At 32.9% G+C, this 20,619-nt stretch carries 21 protein-coding genes; 13 read left to right on the top strand and 8 right to left on the bottom strand.

Annotation, left to right across the window (positions count from 1 at the left end):
* Positions 1–2: 2 nt before the first annotated feature.
* The gene (locus Q0Q96_RS09820; RefSeq protein WP_293874347.1) at positions 3–1,370 is read left to right on the top strand and encodes an undecaprenyl-phosphate glucose phosphotransferase; all 1,368 of its coding nucleotides are present in this window, start codon (positions 3–5) and stop codon (positions 1,368–1,370) included.
* Here the strand turns inward: Q0Q96_RS09820 and Q0Q96_RS09825 are convergent.
* The 5 genes from Q0Q96_RS09825 to Q0Q96_RS09845 all read right to left on the bottom strand — a co-directional run bounded on the left by Q0Q96_RS09825 (position 1,367) and on the right by Q0Q96_RS09845 (position 7,023).
* Positions 1,367–2,551 carry a glycosyltransferase family 4 protein gene (locus Q0Q96_RS09825; RefSeq protein WP_293874350.1) on the bottom strand — a complete coding sequence of 395 codons (1,185 nt, stop codon included), beginning with the start codon at positions 2,549–2,551 and terminating at the stop codon, positions 1,367–1,369. The two genes, Q0Q96_RS09820 and Q0Q96_RS09825, sit on opposite strands and share 4 nt — an antisense overlap.
* Positions 2,552–2,562: 11 nt before the next feature.
* A complete protein-coding gene (gene wecB / locus Q0Q96_RS09830) occupies positions 2,563–3,666 on the bottom strand; it encodes a UDP-N-acetylglucosamine 2-epimerase (non-hydrolyzing) (RefSeq protein WP_293874353.1) in 1,104 nt (367 codons plus the stop codon).
* A gap of 327 nt (positions 3,667–3,993) precedes the next feature.
* Positions 3,994–4,278 (bottom strand): ORF6N domain-containing protein, encoded by a 285-nt coding sequence (locus Q0Q96_RS09835; protein ID WP_293874355.1) that lies wholly within the window; start codon positions 4,276–4,278, stop codon positions 3,994–3,996.
* Positions 4,279–4,281: 3 nt separating this feature from the next.
* Positions 4,282–5,595, bottom strand: a complete 1,314-nt coding sequence (locus tag Q0Q96_RS09840) for a phenylacetate--CoA ligase family protein (protein WP_293874422.1) — start codon at positions 5,593–5,595, stop codon at positions 4,282–4,284.
* Positions 5,596–5,652: 57 nt separating this feature from the next.
* The gene (locus Q0Q96_RS09845; protein ID WP_293874357.1) at positions 5,653–7,023 is read right to left on the bottom strand and encodes a T9SS type A sorting domain-containing protein; all 1,371 of its coding nucleotides are present in this window, start codon (positions 7,021–7,023) and stop codon (positions 5,653–5,655) included.
* Between the two features lie 101 nt (positions 7,024–7,124).
* On the opposite strand from Q0Q96_RS09845, the gene purD reads away from it, so the two are divergent.
* Positions 7,125–8,399 (top strand): phosphoribosylamine--glycine ligase, encoded by a 1,275-nt coding sequence (purD, locus tag Q0Q96_RS09850; RefSeq protein WP_293874359.1) that lies wholly within the window; start codon positions 7,125–7,127, stop codon positions 8,397–8,399.
* Between the two features lie 33 nt (positions 8,400–8,432).
* Here the strand turns inward: purD and Q0Q96_RS09855 are convergent, their stop codons facing one another.
* Positions 8,433–8,663, bottom strand: coding sequence for a uracil phosphoribosyltransferase (locus Q0Q96_RS09855; RefSeq protein ID WP_293874361.1), 231 nt, complete (start codon positions 8,661–8,663; stop codon positions 8,433–8,435).
* A 45-nt stretch (positions 8,664–8,708) separates the two neighbouring features.
* Between Q0Q96_RS09855 and Q0Q96_RS09860 the strand changes: the two genes are divergently transcribed.
* Positions 8,709–9,638: a DUF6427 family protein gene (locus Q0Q96_RS09860; protein ID WP_293874364.1), complete on the top strand. Its 930-nt coding sequence runs from the start codon at positions 8,709–8,711 to the stop codon at positions 9,636–9,638.
* Here Q0Q96_RS09860 and upp read toward each other — a convergent pair.
* On the bottom strand, positions 9,633–10,286 hold the full coding sequence (gene upp / locus Q0Q96_RS09865) for a uracil phosphoribosyltransferase (protein WP_293874366.1): 654 nt from the start codon (positions 10,284–10,286) through the stop codon (positions 9,633–9,635). The two genes, Q0Q96_RS09860 and upp, sit on opposite strands and share 6 nt — an antisense overlap.
* Before the next feature lie 130 nt (positions 10,287–10,416).
* On the opposite strand from upp, the gene Q0Q96_RS09870 reads away from it, so the two are divergent.
* A complete protein-coding gene (locus Q0Q96_RS09870) occupies positions 10,417–11,022 on the top strand; it encodes a DUF4254 domain-containing protein (protein WP_293874369.1) in 606 nt (201 codons plus the stop codon).
* 135 nt (positions 11,023–11,157) lie between these two features.
* Positions 11,158–12,156: a glycosyltransferase family 9 protein gene (locus Q0Q96_RS09875; protein WP_293874424.1), complete on the top strand. Its 999-nt coding sequence runs from the start codon at positions 11,158–11,160 to the stop codon at positions 12,154–12,156.
* 83 nt (positions 12,157–12,239) lie between these two features.
* Here Q0Q96_RS09875 and Q0Q96_RS09880 read toward each other — a convergent pair whose 3' ends face one another.
* The gene (locus Q0Q96_RS09880; protein ID WP_293874372.1) at positions 12,240–13,295 is read right to left on the bottom strand and encodes a ferredoxin--NADP reductase; all 1,056 of its coding nucleotides are present in this window, start codon (positions 13,293–13,295) and stop codon (positions 12,240–12,242) included.
* Between the two features lie 121 nt (positions 13,296–13,416).
* Between Q0Q96_RS09880 and Q0Q96_RS09885 the strand changes: the two genes are divergently transcribed.
* The 8 genes from Q0Q96_RS09885 to Q0Q96_RS09920 all read left to right on the top strand — a co-directional run bounded on the left by Q0Q96_RS09885 (position 13,417) and on the right by Q0Q96_RS09920 (position 20,528).
* Entirely contained in the window at positions 13,417–13,758 is a 342-nt protein-coding gene (locus Q0Q96_RS09885) for a helix-turn-helix transcriptional regulator (RefSeq protein WP_293874375.1), read from the top strand.
* Complete coding sequence (locus Q0Q96_RS09890; protein ID WP_293874378.1) at positions 13,755–14,354, top strand: hypothetical protein; 600 nt, start codon at positions 13,755–13,757, stop codon at positions 14,352–14,354. Before Q0Q96_RS09885 ends, Q0Q96_RS09890 begins: the two co-directional genes overlap by 4 nt.
* A 47-nt stretch (positions 14,355–14,401) precedes the next feature.
* Positions 14,402–15,871, top strand: coding sequence for a DUF5687 family protein (locus Q0Q96_RS09895; RefSeq protein WP_293874381.1), 1,470 nt, complete (start codon positions 14,402–14,404; stop codon positions 15,869–15,871).
* Positions 15,872–15,892: 21 nt separating this feature from the next.
* Entirely contained in the window at positions 15,893–16,591 is a 699-nt protein-coding gene (locus Q0Q96_RS09900) for an ABC transporter ATP-binding protein (protein ID WP_293874384.1), read from the top strand.
* A 61-nt stretch (positions 16,592–16,652) separates the two neighbouring features.
* Complete coding sequence (locus tag Q0Q96_RS09905) at positions 16,653–19,517, top strand: gliding motility protein (protein WP_293874387.1); 2,865 nt, start codon at positions 16,653–16,655, stop codon at positions 19,515–19,517.
* Positions 19,518–19,520: 3 nt separating this feature from the next.
* A complete protein-coding gene (locus Q0Q96_RS09910) occupies positions 19,521–19,928 on the top strand; it encodes a polymer-forming cytoskeletal protein (RefSeq protein WP_293874389.1) in 408 nt (135 codons plus the stop codon).
* Entirely contained in the window at positions 19,894–20,130 is a 237-nt protein-coding gene (locus Q0Q96_RS09915; protein WP_293874391.1) for an AtpZ/AtpI family protein, read from the top strand. The genes Q0Q96_RS09910 and Q0Q96_RS09915 overlap by 35 nt, the downstream gene beginning before the upstream one ends.
* The gene (locus Q0Q96_RS09920) at positions 20,130–20,528 is read left to right on the top strand and encodes a hypothetical protein (protein ID WP_293874393.1); all 399 of its coding nucleotides are present in this window, start codon (positions 20,130–20,132) and stop codon (positions 20,526–20,528) included. Before Q0Q96_RS09915 ends, Q0Q96_RS09920 begins: the two co-directional genes overlap by 1 nt.
* Positions 20,529–20,619 lie beyond the last annotated feature (91 nt).

Below are 20,619 nucleotides of genomic sequence, written 5' to 3' on the forward strand. Positions count from 1 at the left end.
ATATGGTGGCACAACAAACAGGTAGATACTCAAAATATATTAGACCTATAAACATAGTTTTCGATCTAATTGTTGTTACCTCATTGAGCTTATATTTCTTTCGAGAATTAAATCTTAATCAGTTCTATTATTTGTTGTACCAAACTTTTATCTGGATTTTAATTGCCATACTTGTAAAATATTATGAGGTGTATCGATTCACAACGCCAGTAGAAATAATAACCAAATTAGTAAAGCAATTTATTTTCTTTTTATTAGTAGTTATTGCTTTTTTTCCTTTTGCTAAAACTGTCATTTTCAGCGGAAAAGCTGTAGCTATTTTTATAACCAGCAGTTTTTGCATCATAGTAACGTTCAAGTATTTTTTATTTTTTTACTTAAAGAAATATAGAATTGTAACAGGGAGCAATTTTAGAAACGCCATAATTATAGGATACACACCCGAAGCTATAAGGCTAAAAGAAGTATTTGACACCCGAAAAGATTATGGCTATCGGTTTTTAGGTTTTTTTTCAGACAAAAAACAAAACCCAGAAGTAAAAGGGAAAATAGAAGATATAAAAGAATATGTTATTGCCAATAAAGTAGATGAAATCTATTGTTCTTTGAACGAAATCTCAAACGATATTTTAAAAGAATTAGTCGAGTTTGTTGACGCAAATGCGAAAGTCATAAAGTTTATTCCGGACACAAAAGAAATTTATTCTAAAAATTTAAGGCTAGATTATTACGAACTTTTCCCTGTATTATCGCTACAAAAAACACAACTTCACCATCCGTTTATAAAAGGAATCAAAAGAGGTTTCGACATTATATTCTCCTTGTTTATAATTATATTTTTTCTCTCTTGGCTTATACCATTGTTAGCACTACTTATAAAATTAGAGTCTAAAGGACCTGTTTTTTTCAAACAAGGAAGACCAGGAATGGATGAAGAAGAATTTTATTGTTACAAATTCAGATCTATGCAAGTAAATGGATATACCGAACAAGAAGCGTCAAAAAATGACCCAAGAGTCACGAGAATGGGAAAACTTATGCGAAAAACAAGCATGGACGAATTACCGCAATTTTTTAATGTTCTCTTTGGCGATATGTCGGTAGTGGGTCCAAGACCTCACTTATGGTCACAAAATAAAGCTTATGCTAGTAAAATAAAGAAATATATGGTTCGCCATTATGTTAAACCTGGCATTACTGGTTTGGCTCAAGTGAAAGGATTTAGAGGTGAAATTGAAACCGAAGAAGATATGATTAACCGAATAAAGTTTGATGTCTTTTATATTGAAAACTGGTCCTTAATAATGGATATTAAAATTATTTTTCAAACGGTTTTTAATATTTTCAAAGGGGAGGATAAGGCCTATTAAAAAACGTTTTTTTCCATCAAATAACTCATTTGATAATCTAAATCAAATTCTTTCTGTGCAATACTAAATATTCTTTTTTTCATTTCCTCCAATTCAGATTTATGAAGTCTTGAAACAACTTTTATCGTTTCATTTAACCCTTGATAATTTTCGACTGGCACAACCCAACCTAAATTATTCTCTTCAATAATAGCTTCACCTTCGCCACCTCCAAAATAAAGTATTGGAAATCCTAATGCCGCATATTCAAATATTTTTGAAGGAACAGAGCCAAAAATCCTTGTCTTAAGGGGCACGATAGCAATATTAAATGATTGTAATTGAGAATGCAATTCTTTTCGCTCTAACATACCATGAAAAATGATATTTTGCTTTTTTCGTTCGGAAATTAAAGTCTCTATTTTACTTCTTTCTGCTCCATCTCCAAATAAGTGTAACTCAATAGGTAAACCTTCCAACTCAATTTTTTCACACAACTCAAATACACCTTGTGCAATACCAAGAAGCCCAGCATAAAAAATTTTTACAGGCTTATCTTCAGTTGTGTTCAAGGCTATTGTAGAAACTTTGTGTTCAGGAAAATTGCGATATAAATAACAGTCCTTTTTAGGGAAAATTGAATGAATGTGTGTGATGATTTCGTTGGATTGTCCTAAAATTAAAGTTGCTTTTTTATAAATAAATCGTTCTAAAAAAAGAGATATTTTATGCGAAAAAGAATTTATTTTTAAAGCCGATAATTCAATAGCTGCCAATGGCCACAAATCAGAAATGTTTAAAATTATTTTTTTATTTTTTAGCGAAAGTATTAGAACAGAAATAAACGAAAGCAGTAATGGTGGCGATTGAACAATAACTTTTTTAGGAGTCTTTTTAAATACTAAATAAAAAAACAAACTTAAAGAAAATGATAATACCGAAATTAAACGAACGAACAAATTTTTACTAACACTAGGATAAATCCAAAGACGTTTAACTGTAATGGCATCCTTAATTTCAGTGACCAAAAATTTGCCTTTATACTCAAGAAACAATTCCCCTTTTGGATAATTTCCTAATGGGCAAACTACGGTAACGGTGTATTTTTTTTGATGTAATTTTAAAGCCAATTGTTCAATCCTATTGGCAGCAGCTCCTTTTTCGGGCGGATAATAATTAGATATTATAAGTATTTCTTCCATTTATGCTGAATTTATTTCAGCTTCTGCCGATAGTTGGTTAACAAAATATCTATAATCCGTTCTGAAGCTTTTCCGTCCCAAAGCTCTGGAATTCCTGCTTTTCTCGGGCCATTTACTAGAAATTCTTCAAAGATTTTCTCTAAATTTTTTACAGAAGTTCCTACTAAAGTATTCGTACCAATAGTTTGGGTTTCTGGTCTTTCGGTGTTATTTCGCATGGTAAAACAAGGAATTCCTAGCACCGTAGTTTCTTCAGATATTCCTCCAGAATCAGTAATAACCGCAAAGCTGTTTTTAATCAAATACATAAAATTTAGATATCCCTGTGGTTCTACAAATAAAATATTCTTCAGTTCTATGTTTGTTTCGCCCAGGATTGCTTTTGTTCTTGGGTGAATGGGGAAAATTATTTTTTTAGTACCAACCATTGTATCAATGCCTTTCAATAAATCTATCAATGATTTTTCTTCATCTACATTCGCTGGCCGGTGCAATGTTAAAATGATGTAATTTCCTGTTACTAGATTAAATTTATTCCAAAACGAAGGAGCTAAAATTCTATCCAGATTTTGATATAATGTATCAATCATCACATTGCCCACAAAATGGATGGTTGATGGTTCGGCACCATATTTTTTTAAATTTTCGCCTGCCCACGTTGACGTGGTAAAAAAATAATCCGAAATGCTATCAGTAACTATTCTATTAATTTCCTCAGGCATAGTCATGTCTCCAGAACGAATTCCGGCTTCTACATGCGTTACTTTTATATTCATTTTTTTGGCAACTAGAGCACAAGCCATTGTCGAATTGACATCACCAACTACCAAAACCATATCACATACATTCTCCAATAATTCTTGTTCAAAGGCAATCATAATAGCTGCTGTTTGCTGTGCTTGCGATCCGCTTTTTACTTCCAAATTCGCATTTGGATGAGGTATTTTTAATTCTTCAAAAAAGGTGTCACTCAAGTTTTTATCATAATGCTGACCCGTATGTACTAATCGGAACGAAATAGCTGCCCCTTCATTTTGCTTTTTCTCAATCGCTTTAATGATAGGTGCTATTTTGATAAAATTGGGTCTCGCTCCGGCAACTAGTGTTATTTTCATTTATTCTGAATTTATTTCAGAATCTTTTCATCATCTGAATTGTAATGTAAATTTTGTTTCAATAACTTATCAATTTCAGATACTTATTATTTTTTGTAACCTATTTTTGTTCTTGGTTTTGCGTTTTCTTTTTTGTCTGTTAACTCATCTAAATAGCAAAAAACCAATTCGATATTTTTGTCATGGTTTTCTAGTTTCTTTTGATTTGTAAAACATCTATTTTTAAATTGGTTGTGTCTAAAAGCATTTCACGTACTTTTGTAAATATCCTCATAATTTGAATATTCGTTTGAATCGCTTTATTGCTATTCAAAACACTTGATAACATTAATACGCCGTGTTCTGTAAAACCATTGGTAAATAGCGTAAACCCATCTTTTCAGAATTGGAGGTCACAAATTGTGACCTCCAATTTTCGAATTCTGTTATATCAAGTTCAAACATAAAACCATACGTAAATCTAGAAATATTTCTTCTAACCGCTTGTTTTAAAACCCTCGTTTCAATTCCATAAAGTACGGCTAAATCACGAACAAACATTACTTTTTGGTTTCTAATAAAGTAAATTTTATAAGAAATTAATTCTTCCGAAAAAGTTATATCGTTACTCATAATTTAATTTACTAAAGAAATAAATTGTTTCAATTTACCACTCTTACTTCGCTCTAATTTTTCTTTTCGTAGGAATGAAAAAGTTAAACCACTTTCTAAATAAGTAGTAATGGCTTTTTCAATCTTCTGAATTTGAGCCGACGTCAATGCTATTTCGCTAACATATTCGATGTCAAAAGTATCAATTTTGGTTTGTTTTATCACAAATTCTTTTACATTTCCGTCATCCTCAATAATACTTTTTGTAACGTAATAAAAAGTCAATCCTGGAGATTTTTTGCCACTTGGCAAAATGGCAATATCATTCGTTCTACCAATCAGTTTCTTGAGAATAGGTTTTTTAAAGGTGCTTTTTTCGTCAAGAATCCCAACATCACCAATATCGTATCTTATAAATGGATGTGCTATATTATATAATGAAGTAATCACAATTCTACCTTCTTTGCCGTTGGGCATAACGTTGTTTGCTTCGTCTAAAATTTCTACAAACAACGTTTCCGAGTTTACTTGCCATTCATCATTTGGGTTTTGAAATGCAATTAAATCTAGTTCAGAAGCACCATATTCATTTATAACAGGAACGCCAAATTGTTTTTCCATCAAAATTTTATCATCATCAAAAAGCATTTCGGAAGTTACTATACAGCATTTTAATGTTGGGCAAACCGCTGTTAAAACAATATTTTTTTTCTGTAAAAATTTGGCAAATAAAACGATGGAAGATGTGTAACCGTTGATGTAGTCGAATTTCTTGTGCTGAAATTTTAGCAACACTTTTTCAAGAACAATATCCGATAAATCGAAAATAGTAAAACGATAGCGGTTACTTAATAAATCTTTGATGCGTTCCTTTTTGTTTCCCATAAAATCTAACGGAATTCCATAAAAACGAGCTTGAAAAGACGAATTAAAATCAATGTCGAACCAGCCAAATCTAAAGATAATGTTTGCCCAAGTTAGAGCATGACAAAATTTATCTTTGGCAAAAATAAAAGGATCACCACTTGAACCAGAAGTTTTGTTGACGTAAACCATTTTTGGAGTGAAACTGCCAGAAAGTCTTTCTGATAAAGGTTTTTGAAACGCTTTTTTAGTCATTATGGGCAGTGCATCCCAATTTACAAAACTAGATTCCCCAACAAATTCTCGATACGAAACATTGTTTTTTAAATGATAAGTAACGATTTCTTTTTTCTTTAGACTTACATAGTCTTCAAAATCAATTTCTGAAATAGCATCAATTTTTTCTAATTTAGCAATAGCTTCCTTCATTGGAAAACCATTTAGTTGTAACGAAAGATTAAAAAACGTGAAGATAGACATAAAAAAAAGGGCTAACAAAAGTCAGCCCTAAAAATACTATTTTATTTGCAATTAATTTTTAAGAATTTTAACTACCTCTTTTTTGTTGTCAGCGTTTAAGGTAAAGAAATAAGCACCTGTAGCAAAAGTAGAAATATCTACTGTGTTTTCTAAACCATTTAATGATTTAGTCATCACCACTTTACCCGATAGGTCAGTTACTGATAATTGATAAGCAGTTACATCAGTCGCAGCAATAGTTACAAATGATGAGGCAGGGTTTGGATAAACACTGAATTTTGTTGTTGCAAAACTTTGATTTGATAATGTACCTGTTAATTTAAAAATACCACCTGTTAAAGGATCGGTACCGCTAAAACCAGCACACCAGCCCGTTGTGGCGTTTAAAAAAGCAGAAGCTCCTCTTTGTGTTGTTCCCGAAGGCTCTAAATCTGTCCAATTTGAACCGTTATCTGTACTAACAGAAGTTCCAACAGGTGCAGATTGTGAAGTTGCAACAATTGTAGTTGTGCCAGGAACATAAGTAAGAATTCGTCGTGTTCCCGAAAAAGTTGTACCTGCAGACCAAGTTTGACCGCCGTTTGAAGTGGTGTAAAAAGTATATACTGGTGAAGCCGTTGTACCCGATGTTTTTAGTAAACAACCACTACTAGGAGAACTAAAATCTACACTTCCATTATTTCCTGGTAAAGCAGCTCCAAAATCTGATAATGGTGCTTGATAAGCATTCCACGTAACTCCTTTATCGGTGGTTCTGAATAATCGGCCCTTATTAGTAGTAAACCACATAGAATCACCAGAAGCAACATAACCGCCTGTGTAACCATATTCTCCGCTTAAAGGATTTGGTAAACTTGCAGCAGCAACCGCTGTCCAAGTTGTTCCACCATCTGTTGTTCTGTAAATTTCAAATTCACCAACTCCTGTCCCAATAGGGTCACCAACAGTTATTCCTATGCTAGCATTAAAAAAATGCACAAAATCGAAATATGAAGCAAGAGTTCCTGCAGTGGTATAAGCAGTAGCATTTTGCGCTGTCCAAGCACCACCACTATTAGAGGTTTTAAAAACACCGCCACCACCAGCGGCACTATCTACTGCGCCTACCCATGCAGTAGTTGCACTTACAGGAGAGATATTAGTGATTTTTAAGGTAGTATTACCAACATCAATAGTTCCTGAAGTCCAAGAAGCACCAGCATTGGTTGTTTGTGTAAACTCTTGAACATTTGCGCCTGTAGTTGCAGGTGGCACTGGGGCTGCTCCGTCATAAGCCAATGCCCAAACAGTATTTGCATCTACTATTCTAATTTCGCTTAAACCTCTACTGGCAGCACTAAATCCTGTGCCTTGTGCCGTCCACTGTGCATTTATAGTCGTAGCTACGGCAACTAATGATAAAGAAAGTAATAGTTTTTTCATAATTTTTTAGTGTTAATTATTTTTAAGAGCACTAAATTAATCAAAAAACACAAATAAAAAAATAAACAATCTATTTTTGTACAAAGATTAACAACAAGACGATGAAAATTCTGTTATTAGGTTCGGGAGGCAGGGAACATGCTTTGGCTTCAAAAATGGTTCAAAGCTCAAAATGTTCAACACTTTTTGTAGCGCCAGGTAATGCAGGAACAGCTACAATAGCACATAATATTGCTGTATGCCCCACAAATTTTGAAGCCATAAAAAAACTTGTTCTTCAAGATAAAATAGACATGGTAGTGGTTGGTCCTGAAGATCCTTTAGTTTTAGGAATTTATGATTTCTTTAAAATGGATTCGGCATTACATCATATTGCTGTTATTGGTCCCTCAAAAGTGGGCGCGCAACTAGAAGGGAGTAAAGAATTTGCTAAAGAATTTTTAGTCAATCATAAAATCCCAACAGCAGCCTACGAAAGTTTTACGGCAGCAACAATCGAAAAGGGATGTCACTTTTTAGAAACATTGCAATCTCCTTATGTTTTAAAAGCCGATGGATTAGCTGGAGGGAAAGGCGTTTTAATTCTTCACGATTTAGTGGAAGCAAAATGCGAATTGCGAAATATGTTAGTGCATGCAAAGTTTGGGAAGGCCAGTTCAAAAGTCGTCATCGAAGAATTTCTCGATGGTATCGAATTGAGTTGTTTTGTTCTGACCGACGGCAAAAACTATAAAATGTTGCCAACCGCTAAAGATTATAAGCGAATTGGAGAAGGCGATTCAGGATTGAATACAGGCGGAATGGGAGCAATTTCCCCAGTGCCATTTGCGAATGCTGTTTTACTTGAAAAAATAGAAACGCGAATAGTAAAACCAACCATCGATGGTTTGCAAAAAGAGGGAATAGAATACAAAGGATTTATTTTTATTGGATTAATCATTGTCAAAGGAGAACCGATTGTTATTGAATACAATGTTAGAATGGGTGATCCAGAAACCGAAGTCGTAATCCCAAGAATTAAATCAGATTTGGTCGAATTGTTTCAGGCTGTGGCCGACGAAAAATTGAATGAAATTGTTTTAGAAATAGACAATAGAAGCGCCGCTACAATTATGATTGTTTCGGGAGGATATCCTGAAGAATATGAAAAAGGTTTTGAAATTTCAGGAATACAAAACATCAAAGATTCTTTGGTTTTTCATGCAGCGACAAAATTTGAAAACGGAAAAGTGCTTACCAATGGCGGCAGAGTTTTATCGGTAACTTCTTTTGGAACTGATTTTCAAGAAGCCATAAAAAAATCTTACCTAAATATAGAAAAGCTACATTTTGATAAGATGTATTTTAGAAAAGATATTGGCAATGATTTAAAATAATTTTTCTTTTCTCCATTGGAGATTAAGAGGTTTTTATTTTAAAAAAGAATGCGCCGTAGTATCTTGATTTTCTTCATTGTTATCTTTGTGTGACTTCAGTTCTTTACACCAAAAGATGATGTATTTAAAACAAATTAAAACTAAAGCCCAACTTACGATGTTAGCCAACCACCAATTGCTTAGTTCTAATGAACGCAAAAAATCAAGTGGTTTGAATAAAAAATCTACAAATAAAGTTTGAATGCCTTCAAAAAATGCTTTCATTTTATAAAATGTTATATTTACAGTGCAAATGTATAAAATATCCTTATGATAACAAGTGTTTTTAAAAAATCTACGATAGTTAATTATACTTTGATTGGCGTTTTGCTGTTGATGTTCTTTTTTTTATATCAAAAAAGCGGTTCCCTAATGATTCATTCGGAACCTAACTTTTCAAAAACGGGAACGAATATACTGTTGCTGCTGTCTTCTTTTTTCATGGTAAATTTTACTGTTAAGAAGAATAATTTAACCAAAGACAGCAGCTATACTATCTTATTTTTTCTTTTGTTTATGATGATATCTCCGTCGGTTTTAAAAGACAATAACTTGCTTTTTGCCAATTTTTTTCTGCTTTTAGCGATAAGAAGATTGATTTCGTTACAAACTTTAAAAGCGCCAAAAGAGAAAATTTTTGATGCATCTATGTGGATTTTTATTGCAGCCTTATTTCATTTTTGGTGCATTCTTTTCATCATATTGGTATACATTTCTATAATTTTTCACGTCTCAAGAGATTATAGAAATTGGCTGTTACCGTTTGTGGCTTTTTTTGCAACGATAGTTATATTTATGGTTTACGCTTTGGCATTCGATAAAACATGGATTGCACATATCTTAAGTCAAACCCAAACTAATTTTCAGCTGGATTATTTTACCAATAATTATCAAAATATGGCACTTTCATTCTTTGCGGTAATTGCATTGTATTTTGTATTTTCAATGGTTTTTTCTTTAACAAATAGACCACAGATTTTACAAGCATCTTATAAGAAAATGATATTCGGCTTTTTGATTGGAGTTACTGTGTTTTTGATTTCGCCCCAGAAAAACAATGCCATGTTACTGTTTACTTTCATGCCATTATCACTTATGTGCACTACAAACATTGAATATTCCCAAAATAAAATGTATCAGGAGATAGTGTTATTGTTATTAATTTTGGGAAGCTTTTTCAGTTTCTTTTCCCAGTTATAATTTGCTTCCGTAAGCCAAATCCCCTGCATCGCCAAGCCCAGGAACGATATAATTTTTTTCGTTAAGTTTTTCATCTATAGCTGCTATCCAAAGATGGCAACTGTCAGGAAGACTTTTTTGCAAATAATCAATACCTTCTGGAGCCGCAATTACAACGGCGATATGAATTTCTTTTGGTTTTTGTTCCAAATGCAGTTTTTGTAAAACGGCCACCATCGATTGTCCCGTGGCAAGCATGGGATCAATCAGAATTAAATTTTTATTTTCAAAAGAAGGAGCTGCTTGATATTCGACTAAAATCTCAAAATCAGCATCGTTGTTATAATGATGACGATAGGCAGAAACAAACCCGTTTTCGGCATTGTCAAAAATAGTCATAAAGCCAGTGTGCAAAGCCAATCCGGCCCGAAGAATAGAACATAAAACCACATGATCGGCAATGGTGGTTGTGCGCTTTATGCCTAACGGAGTTTGAACATCAATAGCTTTATATTCTAAAGTTTTACTCAATTCATATGCCATAATTTCGCCAATGCGCTCCATATTTTTTCGAAATCGCATGCTGTCTTTTTGGATGTTGACATCGCGTATTTGTGCCAAATAATGATTGAGGATGCTATTGTTTTCGGAAATATTATGAAGATGCATGAATAGAATAATTTATATTTAGGTAAATGTATAAAAACTATCTTTGCACCCGAGACCTTTAGGTCGAATTTTATGACCCGAGCCATAAACGCGAACGGATCGAAGTTAAATAAAATAAAAAATTTAAGTTATGTTTTCACAATTTGCATTTCCTATTTTCGAACAAAGCATTAAAGATTATCATGTCATAGATGATGTGTATCAACCTACTTTAAACCCTTATACCAAAGGAACTATCGAATATTTATTGTATGCCAAAAATTGGGTAGATACCGTGCAATGGCATTATGAAGACATCATCCGTGACCCAAATATTGATCCTGTAGCAGCTTTGGTTTTGAAGCGAAAAATCGATGCGTCAAATCAGGTTCGTACGGATATGGTGGAATATATCGACAGTTATTTTTTGCAAAAACATGCAGTCGTAAAGATAAAACCGAATGCTAAAATAAATACTGAAAGTCCTGCCTGGGCGATAGATCGTTTGTCTATTTTAGCCTTGAAAATTTATCACATGAACGAAGAAGCCAATCGTGCCGAAGCTTCAGCAGAACATCGAATGAAATGTCAGGAAAAATTAAACGTTTTATTGAATCAAAAAAGCGACATGTTCATCTCCATCAACGATTTGTTGGTCGATATTGAAAACGGAGACAAATTTATGAAAGTGTACAAGCAAATGAAAATGTACAACGACGACGATTTGAATCCAGTGTTGTATCAAAACAAAAAATAATACTCCATTTGTCATTCTGACGAAGGAAGAATCTAAAACGCTATAATTGATATTTTACTTCGTTAGAATGAAAATAATAACTTGATCTAGTTGCAAAAACCAATCCAACATATAGCAGTCATTCGATTGTCTGCCATGGGCGATGTAGCGATAACAGTTCCTGTTATCAGAGCGTTGGTACAGCAAAATCCGAACGTAAGAATCACTATGGTTTCGCGACCATTTTTTCAATCTTTTTTTGATGACATTCCAAATGTGGATTTCTTTGCAGTGGATGTAAAAGGAAGACACAAAGGTTTTTTAGGGTTACTAAAATTGTATACTGACTTGAAGCAATTAAATATTGATGCCGTCGCCGATTTGCATAATGTGTTACGTTCTCAAATCATTCGTACGTTATTCGTTTTAAACGGAAAAAAAGTGGCATTTACCAATAAAGGCAGAGCCGAAAAAAAAGCATTGACGCGTGCCGAAAACAAAATTTTCAAACCAATTAAAACCATGGTCGAAAGACATGTTGAAACTTTTAAAAAGCTGGGTTTTAACGTTGATTTATCTAGTCCAAAATTTCCGAAAAAAAAGAATATATCAAATGAAATTTTAAAAGTTTCGGGTGAAAAAAGAAAAGATAAATGGATTGGCATTGCACCTTTTGCGCAATATGAAAGCAAAGTCTATCCACAGGATTTGATGCAGCAAGTGATTGACGATTTAGCATCTGACACAAAAAATAAAATCTTTCTTTTTGGTGGCGGCAATAAGGAGATAGAAATCCTAAACACGTTTGCAAAAAGAAAAGAAAACGTTATCAATGTCGCAGGAAAATTAAATTTACCACAAGAATTAGAGTTGATTTCCAATCTTGATGTAATGCTTTCTATGGATTCTGGAAACGCACATATTGCCGCAATGCTTGGTACAAAAGTCATTACGCTTTGGGGCGCAACGCATCCATTTGCAGGATTTGCACCATTCAATCAACCCATAGAAAACGGTTTGGTTTCTGATAGGGACAAGTTTCGCTTATTACCAACATCCGTTTATGGAAATAAGAAAGTGGAAGGCTATGAAGAAGCAATGAGAACGATTTCTCCCGCAATTGTTATTGAAAAAATAAGAGTCAAGATTGCTTAACTGTAAAAATCACAACCAATTTCTGAACTAAAAAAATCACTCTTCTTTCCTATTGCTTCTTTTCTCTTTCTTCTTTTCGCTAACTAAACATCATCATAATTTACGTAAATCTCTGGAGATGTTGGATGTGCCTGACATGTTAAAATTAATCCTTCGGCTATTTCGCCATCAGTCAAAATAGAATTCTTTTTCATTTTGACAGTACCTTTTGTAATTCGCGCCAAGCAGGAACTACAAATTCCACCCTGACAGGAATAAGGAGCATCAAGCCCTTGTTTTAAAGCCGCTTCGAGAACGGTTTGCTTTTGCGACATTTCAAAAGTCGTTTCTTCATCATCAACCATTACCGTAATTTTGGTATGACCATTATGATTTTCAGCTGCAGTATTTTCGTTGGCTGTTGAGGTAGAAAACAATTCAAATTTGATATTTTTTTCAGCAACATTATGTTCTTTTAAAACAGTAGAAACTAAATTAATCATTTCTTCGGGACCACATAAATAGAATTTATAGAATTCTTTTTCCTTGTGTTTGTTGTTTAAAACATAATTCACAGTCGACTTGTCAATTCGTCCAAAAAGTTCGCCATCGGCTTTAGCCTGACTGAAAACATAATGAACAAAAAAGCGCCCAACATATTTGAGCTGCAATTCGTGTAACTCGTTGTTAAAAATGGTTTCATCAGGCGTTTTATTTCCGTAAACCAAAACAAATGTACTTTTTGGTTCGTTTTCTAAAACCGATTTTAAGATAGACATAACGGGTGTAATTCCGCTACCAGCAACAAATCCAGCATAGTTTTTTATACTAGAAAACGATGGCTCGAATATAAATTTTCCTTCTGGTTGACCAACTTCGAGTAAATCTCCAACCTTTAGATTTTCATTTGCAAATTTTGAAAAATGACCGTCTTTTACAGATTTAATGCAAATGCGCAATTCGCCACTAGTAGGCGAAGAGCAAATGGAATACGCACGGCGGATTTCCTGTCCGTCCAACGTTAATTTTAGGTTTACATATTGACCGGCTGTAAATTGATAAGCTGATTTTAATTCGGCTGGAATATGGAAAGAAACCGAGATAGCTTGTGCAGTTTCGTGTTTTACTTCCTTGATTTGTAATTTATAAAAGGCAGACATGAAGTTTAATTTTTGGTAAAGTTACTAAACCTAATACAGTTTGAAAAATTAAAATTTTATACATAAGTATATTAGGCATATAGCAAACTTATGTATATTTGTTTTCTTAAAAGAGGATGAAATGAAAAATTCCCAATTGTACAAAGGAAGTTTAACCACAATTATGATGAAACTTTTGGAAGAAAACGGACGCATGTATGGCTATGAAATTACCCAAAAAGTAAAAGAAATTACCAAAGGCGAATTAAAAATAACAGAAGGCGCTCTTTATCCTGCGCTACATAAACTGGAAGCCGAAGGCGTTTTAGAAGTAGAACTAGAAAACGTAAACAATCGATTAAGAAAGTATTATAAATTAACCGAAAAAGGCACTGCCGAAACCGTAAATCGCTTGACAGAATTGGTAGATTTTATTCGAAATATGCAGGCGTTGGTTCAACCTAAATTAAATTTTAAAATATGAAATTATCAAATAAAGAACTTAAATTTATTGACACTTATTTAGAAAAATCGGATGTTATTTTTGTTGACCTTCGTGCTGAAATGACAGATCATATCGCAACAGGCGTTGAAGAAAAAATGGAACATGAAAAGATTGATTTTTATGATGCTTTTAAAGAGTATATGATTAAAAACAAACGTGAACTTTTGAAATCACACAATAAAATGACCGGCCATTATTTAAATTCAATAATACAATTTTCAAAGACATTTTATAAATCATACAATATAATTTTAGGATTATTGATTATAATAGGCTATCGTTATTTCAACGAAGACAGTATATTAAAGACAATTCATCAAGCATTATTTTTAACAATTATTAGTTTTAGTGTCCTTCAAGTAGTAGTAAATCTTGTCATTAGAAAACGTTATTTCTACCTTGAAAAAACATCAATTATTCTTGTTGTAATTTATTATTTAGATCTTTTTATTAATGGTTTTTACAAAGATTTCTTTGGAAATTATATAACTGTTGGCGTAACTTTTTTTTTATATGTTACATTTATTATTCATTATTTTTTTACAATAAAAAAATTTAGAATTCAATATTTGTAACATTTTTCTATCTTTCAAAACTAATTCAGTAACTAAAATCAATACTTATGTTCAAACAGTTCATCAAACTCGAGTGGAAATCTTTTTTACGCTCGGCTTCGTTTGCCACAAATTTAGCATTGAAAATCGTAATGGGGTTTGTTGCACTTTATTTCATGGTTGTTTTTACTGCAGCCGGAGTTGGCGTTTTCTTTTTGCTCAAAGAAGACATGCATTTAGACCCGCTGGCAACGGTCAATAAATTTTTGATTTATTACTTGTTTGTCGATTTGGTGATTAGGTATTTTTTTCAAAAAATGCCCGTGACAAATATTAGACCTTTATTGACTTTACCTATAAAAAGAAAAACGATTGTTCATTTTTCATTAGCAAAGACAGCCATTTCATTTTTTAATATCCTGCATGTTTTTTTCTTTCTGCCTTTTACGGTTGTATTGTTTACTCACGGCTATGGTTTTCTGGTTGTTTTTTGGCTTTTTGGCATTGCCGCATTAATTTATACCAATAATTTTATCAATGTTTTCATCAATAATAAAGACAGTGTTTTTTATGGTTTATTGGCAGTTGTGGCAAGTTTAGGCACAGCGCAGTATTACCATGTTTTTGATATTACAAACTACACACAACCATTCTTCGCGGGAATGTACACTACAAATTATTTGTTTTTAGTTCCTATACTTTTGGCAATTATTACCTATTATTTATCCTTTGATTATTTCAAAAAGAACTTAAATTTAGATACTGGTTTGGCAAAAAAAAGCGATCAAGCCAAAACAGAAAACTTTACTTGGTTAAACCAATTTGGTACACTTGGAACATTTCTCAAAAACGATATCAAGCTTTTGAAAAGAAACAAGCGCTCACGAACCACCGTCTTAATGAGTTTTTTGTTCATTTTTTACGGATTATTATTTTTTACTAATTCAATCGAGGCATATAACAATCCAGCCATGCACGTTTTTGCTGGTATATTTGTTTCAGGCGGATTTTTATTCACCTTCGGACAATTTGTCCCTAGTTGGGACAGCGCTTATTATCAACTGATTATGAGCCAAAACATTCAATATAAGGATTACATCAGTTCAAAATGGTGGTTGATGGTTATTGCTACCGTAATATCCACAGTAATTGCTTCTTTTTATTTATATTTTGGTTGGCAAACGTATATGTTAATTGTAGTTGGAGCCATTTATAATATTGGAGTCAACTCGCATTTAGTCATGCTTGGTGGCGCTTTTGTTAAAACCCCAATTGATTTGACTTTGGCAAAAAAAGCTTTTGGTGACAAGCAAGCCTTTAATGTAAAAACGATGTTGATTTCGATTCCTAAACTAGCTGTACCAATGATTTTATATGCAGCAGGTTATTCCTTTTTTTCAGCAAATGTTGGATTTCTATTTGTTGCCATAGCTGGAATTTGTGGTTTTACTTTCAGAAATAAAGTATTTGCCATAATTGAAAAAATCTATAAAACCGAAAAATACGCAACTATTGAAGCATACAAACAGAAAAATTAAATTTAAACATACTATAAAATCATGATACAAGTAAATAATTTAACCAAAAGATACAATTTAGGAAAAATGGTTTTAAACATACCAAACCTAGAAATTCCAAAAGGACAAAGCTTTGGACTGGTAGGTAATAACGGCGCGGGGAAAACCACTTTTTTTAGTTTACTTTTAGATTTAATTCAGCCAAGTACTGGTCATATTTTTAACAATGAAATTCAAGTAGATAAGAGCGAAGCTTGGAAGCCTTTAACGGCAGCATTTATTGATGAGAGTTTTTTGATTGGGTATTTAACTGCCGAAGAATATTTCTATTTTATTGGTGATTTACGAGGTCAAAACAAAGCAGATGTTGATGCGCTACTGGCAAAACATAACGATTTTTTTAACGGAGAAATTTTAAACAGCAAAAAATATTTAAGAGATTTATCCAAAGGAAACATGAAAAAAGTTGGAATCATAGCCACACTTATAGGAAATCCGGAAGTGATTATTTTAGACGAACCTTTTGCCAATTTAGATCCAACAACAGTAAATAGATTAAAGAAAATCATCAAAGAGTTAGCCGATAATCCTAATGTGACTATTTTGGTTTCTTCGCACGATTTAGTGCACACCGTTGAAGTTTGTGATAGAATTGTTGCTTTGCATTTGGGCGAAGTGGTAAAAGACATTCAAACTTCACCAGAAACATTAAAAGAGCTAGAAGCATTTTTTGCAGTCTAATTTTTTGCTATATCAAAAAGAAACGTATTTTTACCCGTTAGTTATACTATTTATAACTTTTATGCGTTACATCATTAAACGTTTTGCTTTGAAAACCAATACCATTAAATACTTCATCTTTTCGGGATTATTGATTTTGTTGATAGCATGTTCTACCAAAAGAAACACATGGCTTTCTAGAAATTCGCACGCCTTGAGTACTAAAGACAACATCTTATATAATGGCGGAACTGCATTAAATAAAGGAATCATTGAAGTTAAACTTCAAAATATAGATAATTTTTGGGAAATTCTTCCTGTTGAAAGAATGCAAATCAAGGCGGATAATTTAGCGCCTGGCAACACTACAAACGCCAACTTTGATAAAGCAGAAACCAAGTCTACCAAAGCTATTCAAAAACATTCCATGAACATCAATGGTTCAGAAAAAAACCCACAAATGGATGAAGCCTACCTGATGCTTGGCAAAGCACGTTACTATGATCAAAGATTTGTACCAGCTTTAGATGCATTCAATTATGTTTTGAATAAATCTCCCGAGAGCGACAAAATATATGAAGTAAAAATTTGGAGAGAAAAAACCAATATGCGTCTGGATAATGATGCTTTGGCGGTTAATAATCTTCGGAAATTATTGAAAGAAATCAAATTTAAAAATCAAATTTTTGCTGATGCAAATGCTACTTTGGCCCAAGCATTTATCAATTTGCAAGAAAAAGACAGCGCAGTTACAAAACTTAAAATTGCAAAAAAATTCACGAAATCTAATGAAGAAGTTTCTCGCTACAATTACATTTTAGGACAATTGTATGAACAATTAGGTTACAAAGACAGTGCTAATGCAAGCTACCAATCGGTAATTGATATGCATAGAAAAGCGGCAAGACAATATATAATTCACGCTCATGTTAGACAGGCCAGTCAATTTGATTATAAAAAAGGAGATACGATTGCATTTCTAAAAAAATATAATGATTTATTAAAAGATAGAGAAAACAGACCTTTCCTAGATGTTTTACATCATCAACTTGCTATATTTCGTGAAAAAACAAACAATAGGTTATTGGCCAAAAAAGAGTACAACCTCTCTTTAAAAAAGAAAACACAAGATACTTATCTTATTGCATCAAATTATAGAAACCTTGCCGACATTTGTTTTATCGAATCAAAATTTGTTAATGCGGGTAAATATTTCGACAGTACTTTGGTTCAGTTAAAACCAAGAACGCGCGAGTATAATTTGATAAAAAAGAAAAGAGAAAACCTAGACGATGTTATAAAATATGAAGCAATAGCGCAATCCAACGACAGTATTATTTCTATTTACAATATGTCAAGTTCAGAAAAGACAGTCTATTTTGAAAAGTATATTGTAAAGCTTAAAAAAGAGGAAGAAATCAAGAAAAAATTAGCCGAGAAAGCAGCTATCATAAAAGTAAATCAAGAAAAGAACAACGGTGATATTAACTCCAAAGATGGCGTTGGTTCAAGTGCAATTAAACCGAAAATAGAACCGAAAGTTAATAGCGATATTGCATCAGCGGGAGCAGGGTCTTTTTACTTTTATAATCCTTCAACGGTGGCTTACGGTAAAGCAGAATTCACAAAAATTTGGGGCAAAAGAGCCTTGCAAGATAATTGGCGCGTGGCATCAATCACAGAAAAAAACAGCTTGAAAGGCACCGATTCAGAGGTAAAAGATTCAGAAAATGATAAGGATTTTAAAGATATCAAAGTTGTTGACGATAAATATACAGCTGATTACTATAGAAATCAGCTGCCCAATTCAAAGAAAGTTATAGATAGCTTAAGTAAAGAAAGAAATTTTGCCAATTATCAATTGGGTATAATCTATAAAGAAAAGTTTAAAGAATTTCAATTGGCAGTAAATCGATTCGAAAAATTACTAAAAGATAATCCCGAAGAAAGATTGGTTTTGCCATCAATGTATAATTTGTATAAACTTTTTGAAGTTTTGGATAAAGAAAAAGCCGAATCCATAAAAGCGAGTATCATCAGGGAATACCCAAATTCTAGATATGCTCAAATTTTACAAAATCCATCAAGTGAAATTGAAGTAGCAAGCGATTCGCCTAACGCGGTTTATGTAAATATTTATAAACAATATAAAAACAGAGAATACAAAGCCGTTTTAACTGCAACCAATAATGCCATAAACCGGTTTACAGGAGACGAAATAGTTCCAAAATTTGAATTATTAAAAGCCAATGTAATAGGTAAATTAAGCGGTCTTTCGGAATATAAAACAGCACTCAATTTTGTGGCGCTTACTTATCCTAATGTAGAAGAAGGCAAAAAAGCAGAAAAAATGATAGCTGTAGATTTACCAAAACTAGAAGCATTACAATTATCAAAAGCTAGTTCAAAAAATTGGAAAGTGTTATATAGTAGTAAAGATTTAGATGAAGCGGTTACAAAAGCACTTCGAGATAAAATTCAAAAATTTATTACTGACAGAAATTTGACAAAACTTTCTATTTCTTCAGATATTTATACTATGACTGATAATTTTGTGGTAATTCATGGAATGACTTCAGAGGATTTAGCCAAAGGTGTTGCCACGGTTTTAAAAGAATTTAAGGAATACAAAGTTCAAGAAACACCGATAATTATTTCGACCGAAAATTATACAGTGGTTCAAATAAAAAAGAATTTGGCTGATTATTTATCTGGAAATATCCTCGCAGATGCTCCGCAACCCAGTTGGGATGGCACTTTAGATAAAGCCCCAGAATCACAACAACCAAAACCACCCGTTCCGACAAATAATAATCAACAAACGGGACAGCAACCTACGCAAGATTTAAAAAACAATGCTAAAGGAAGAGAAGAACCATCAGGAGGACAAGAATACGGACCACCACCATCACCTGGAAGTATAGACAAACCTGAAAAAAAAGGATAATAAATGTTTGAAAAAAGTCCAAAATCGTATACAGATCTTTTAGGGAAAACCAACAGAATTGTTGAAGGAAGTTCTATTCTTGGCGATATTATTTCACCATCAGATTTTCGTTTGGACGGTCATTTGATTGGGAACTTTCAATCCAAAGGAAAAATTGTTATTGGTCCAGCAGGAAGTGTAAAAGGTGACATTATATGCAAAAATGCTGATATCGAAGGCAAGTTTGAAGGCAAAATACAAGTACAAGAAATTCTGAATGTAAAATCGAAATCACACATCATTGGAGAAGTAATTTGCGGAAAACTTTCGGTTGAACCTGGTGCCGAATTTAGCGCTTCGTGTATAATGAAACCGCACGTAAAAAACATGATTACCGATGGAAGACCAACAGAAGAACAAACAGCGTCGTAATAAATGGTTAGCACTTATTAATATCCCCATCCAAATGGGAGTTATCGTTTTTTTGTTTTCCCAACTTGGTTATTGGCTCGACGGTAAATACCACAACAAACATAATGTGTATGTAAAAGTTTTAACTTTAGTTGGTGTTGCAATTTCTTTTTATAACATCGCTAGACAATTGAAAGAAATTAATAAATCTGAAGAAGAATAATGAATTTCAAAAAATACACTTCACTCTTTATAGTTTTTATTGCAGCGATAGGTGGACTTATCGTTCATAAAGCAGTAACGCATTTCATTATTCCTGCAGCATATGAAGACCACTTTGTATATTCAACACCCGTGCTCTATAGTTTTTTTATGCTTTTTTCATTAATAATTGTTTTTATACTAATGAAAGTCAAAGAAGTAATGATAAATTCGGTGGGCTATGCTTTTTTTGCTTTCACCACTTTAAAGATGGCAATGGCTTACTTGCTTTTGCGACCAATTATCCAAACACACCTTCCAAAAACACCAGCAGAAAAAATGAACTTTTTTGTCGTGTTTATTTACTTTTTAGCAATAGAAACGATTCTAACCATCAGAATTTTAAACAATAAGCAATAAATTGTTTTAGAATCGATAATTCCGTCAAAAAAATTAAAACTTATACTTTTTAATATTAATTAAAAGTGTACTTTTGCACCAAATTTCAGAA

The organism is Flavobacterium sp. (assembly GCF_025352015.1).
In the GTDB taxonomy this organism is placed as follows: Bacteria; Bacteroidota; Bacteroidia; order Flavobacteriales; family Flavobacteriaceae; genus Flavobacterium.

Bases quoted from the DNA above. Each gene is read 5' to 3' on its own strand.
- Q0Q96_RS09820 (WP_293874347.1), top strand. From the start codon at position 3: ATGGTGGCACAACAAACAGGTAGATACTCAAAATATATTAGACCTATA.
- Q0Q96_RS09825 (WP_293874350.1), bottom strand. From the start codon at position 2,551: ATGGAAGAAATACTTATAATATCTAATTATTATCCGCCCGAAAAAGGA.
- wecB (WP_293874353.1), bottom strand. From the start codon at position 3,666: ATGAAAATAACACTAGTTGCCGGAGCGAGACCCAATTTTATCAAAATA.
- Q0Q96_RS09835 (WP_293874355.1), bottom strand. From the start codon at position 4,278: ATGAGTAACGATATAACTTTTTCGGAAGAATTAATTTCTTATAAAATT.
- Q0Q96_RS09845 (WP_293874357.1), bottom strand. From the start codon at position 7,023: ATGAAAAAACTATTACTTTCTTTATCATTAGTTGCCGTAGCTACGACT.
- purD (WP_293874359.1), top strand. From the start codon at position 7,125: ATGAAAATTCTGTTATTAGGTTCGGGAGGCAGGGAACATGCTTTGGCT.
- Q0Q96_RS09855 (WP_293874361.1), bottom strand. From the start codon at position 8,663: ATGAAAGCATTTTTTGAAGGCATTCAAACTTTATTTGTAGATTTTTTA.
- Q0Q96_RS09860 (WP_293874364.1), top strand. From the start codon at position 8,709: ATGATAACAAGTGTTTTTAAAAAATCTACGATAGTTAATTATACTTTG.
- upp (WP_293874366.1), bottom strand. From the start codon at position 10,286: ATGCATCTTCATAATATTTCCGAAAACAATAGCATCCTCAATCATTAT.
- Q0Q96_RS09870 (WP_293874369.1), top strand. From the start codon at position 10,417: ATGTTTTCACAATTTGCATTTCCTATTTTCGAACAAAGCATTAAAGAT.
- Q0Q96_RS09875 (WP_293874424.1), top strand. From the start codon at position 11,158: ATGGGCGATGTAGCGATAACAGTTCCTGTTATCAGAGCGTTGGTACAG.
- Q0Q96_RS09880 (WP_293874372.1), bottom strand. From the start codon at position 13,295: ATGTCTGCCTTTTATAAATTACAAATCAAGGAAGTAAAACACGAAACT.
- Q0Q96_RS09885 (WP_293874375.1), top strand. From the start codon at position 13,417: ATGAAAAATTCCCAATTGTACAAAGGAAGTTTAACCACAATTATGATG.
- Q0Q96_RS09890 (WP_293874378.1), top strand. From the start codon at position 13,755: ATGAAATTATCAAATAAAGAACTTAAATTTATTGACACTTATTTAGAA.
- Q0Q96_RS09895 (WP_293874381.1), top strand. From the start codon at position 14,402: ATGTTCAAACAGTTCATCAAACTCGAGTGGAAATCTTTTTTACGCTCG.
- Q0Q96_RS09900 (WP_293874384.1), top strand. From the start codon at position 15,893: ATGATACAAGTAAATAATTTAACCAAAAGATACAATTTAGGAAAAATG.
- Q0Q96_RS09905 (WP_293874387.1), top strand. From the start codon at position 16,653: ATGCGTTACATCATTAAACGTTTTGCTTTGAAAACCAATACCATTAAA.
- Q0Q96_RS09910 (WP_293874389.1), top strand. From the start codon at position 19,521: ATGTTTGAAAAAAGTCCAAAATCGTATACAGATCTTTTAGGGAAAACC.
- Q0Q96_RS09915 (WP_293874391.1), top strand. From the start codon at position 19,894: ATGGAAGACCAACAGAAGAACAAACAGCGTCGTAATAAATGGTTAGCA.
- Q0Q96_RS09920 (WP_293874393.1), top strand. From the start codon at position 20,130: ATGAATTTCAAAAAATACACTTCACTCTTTATAGTTTTTATTGCAGCG.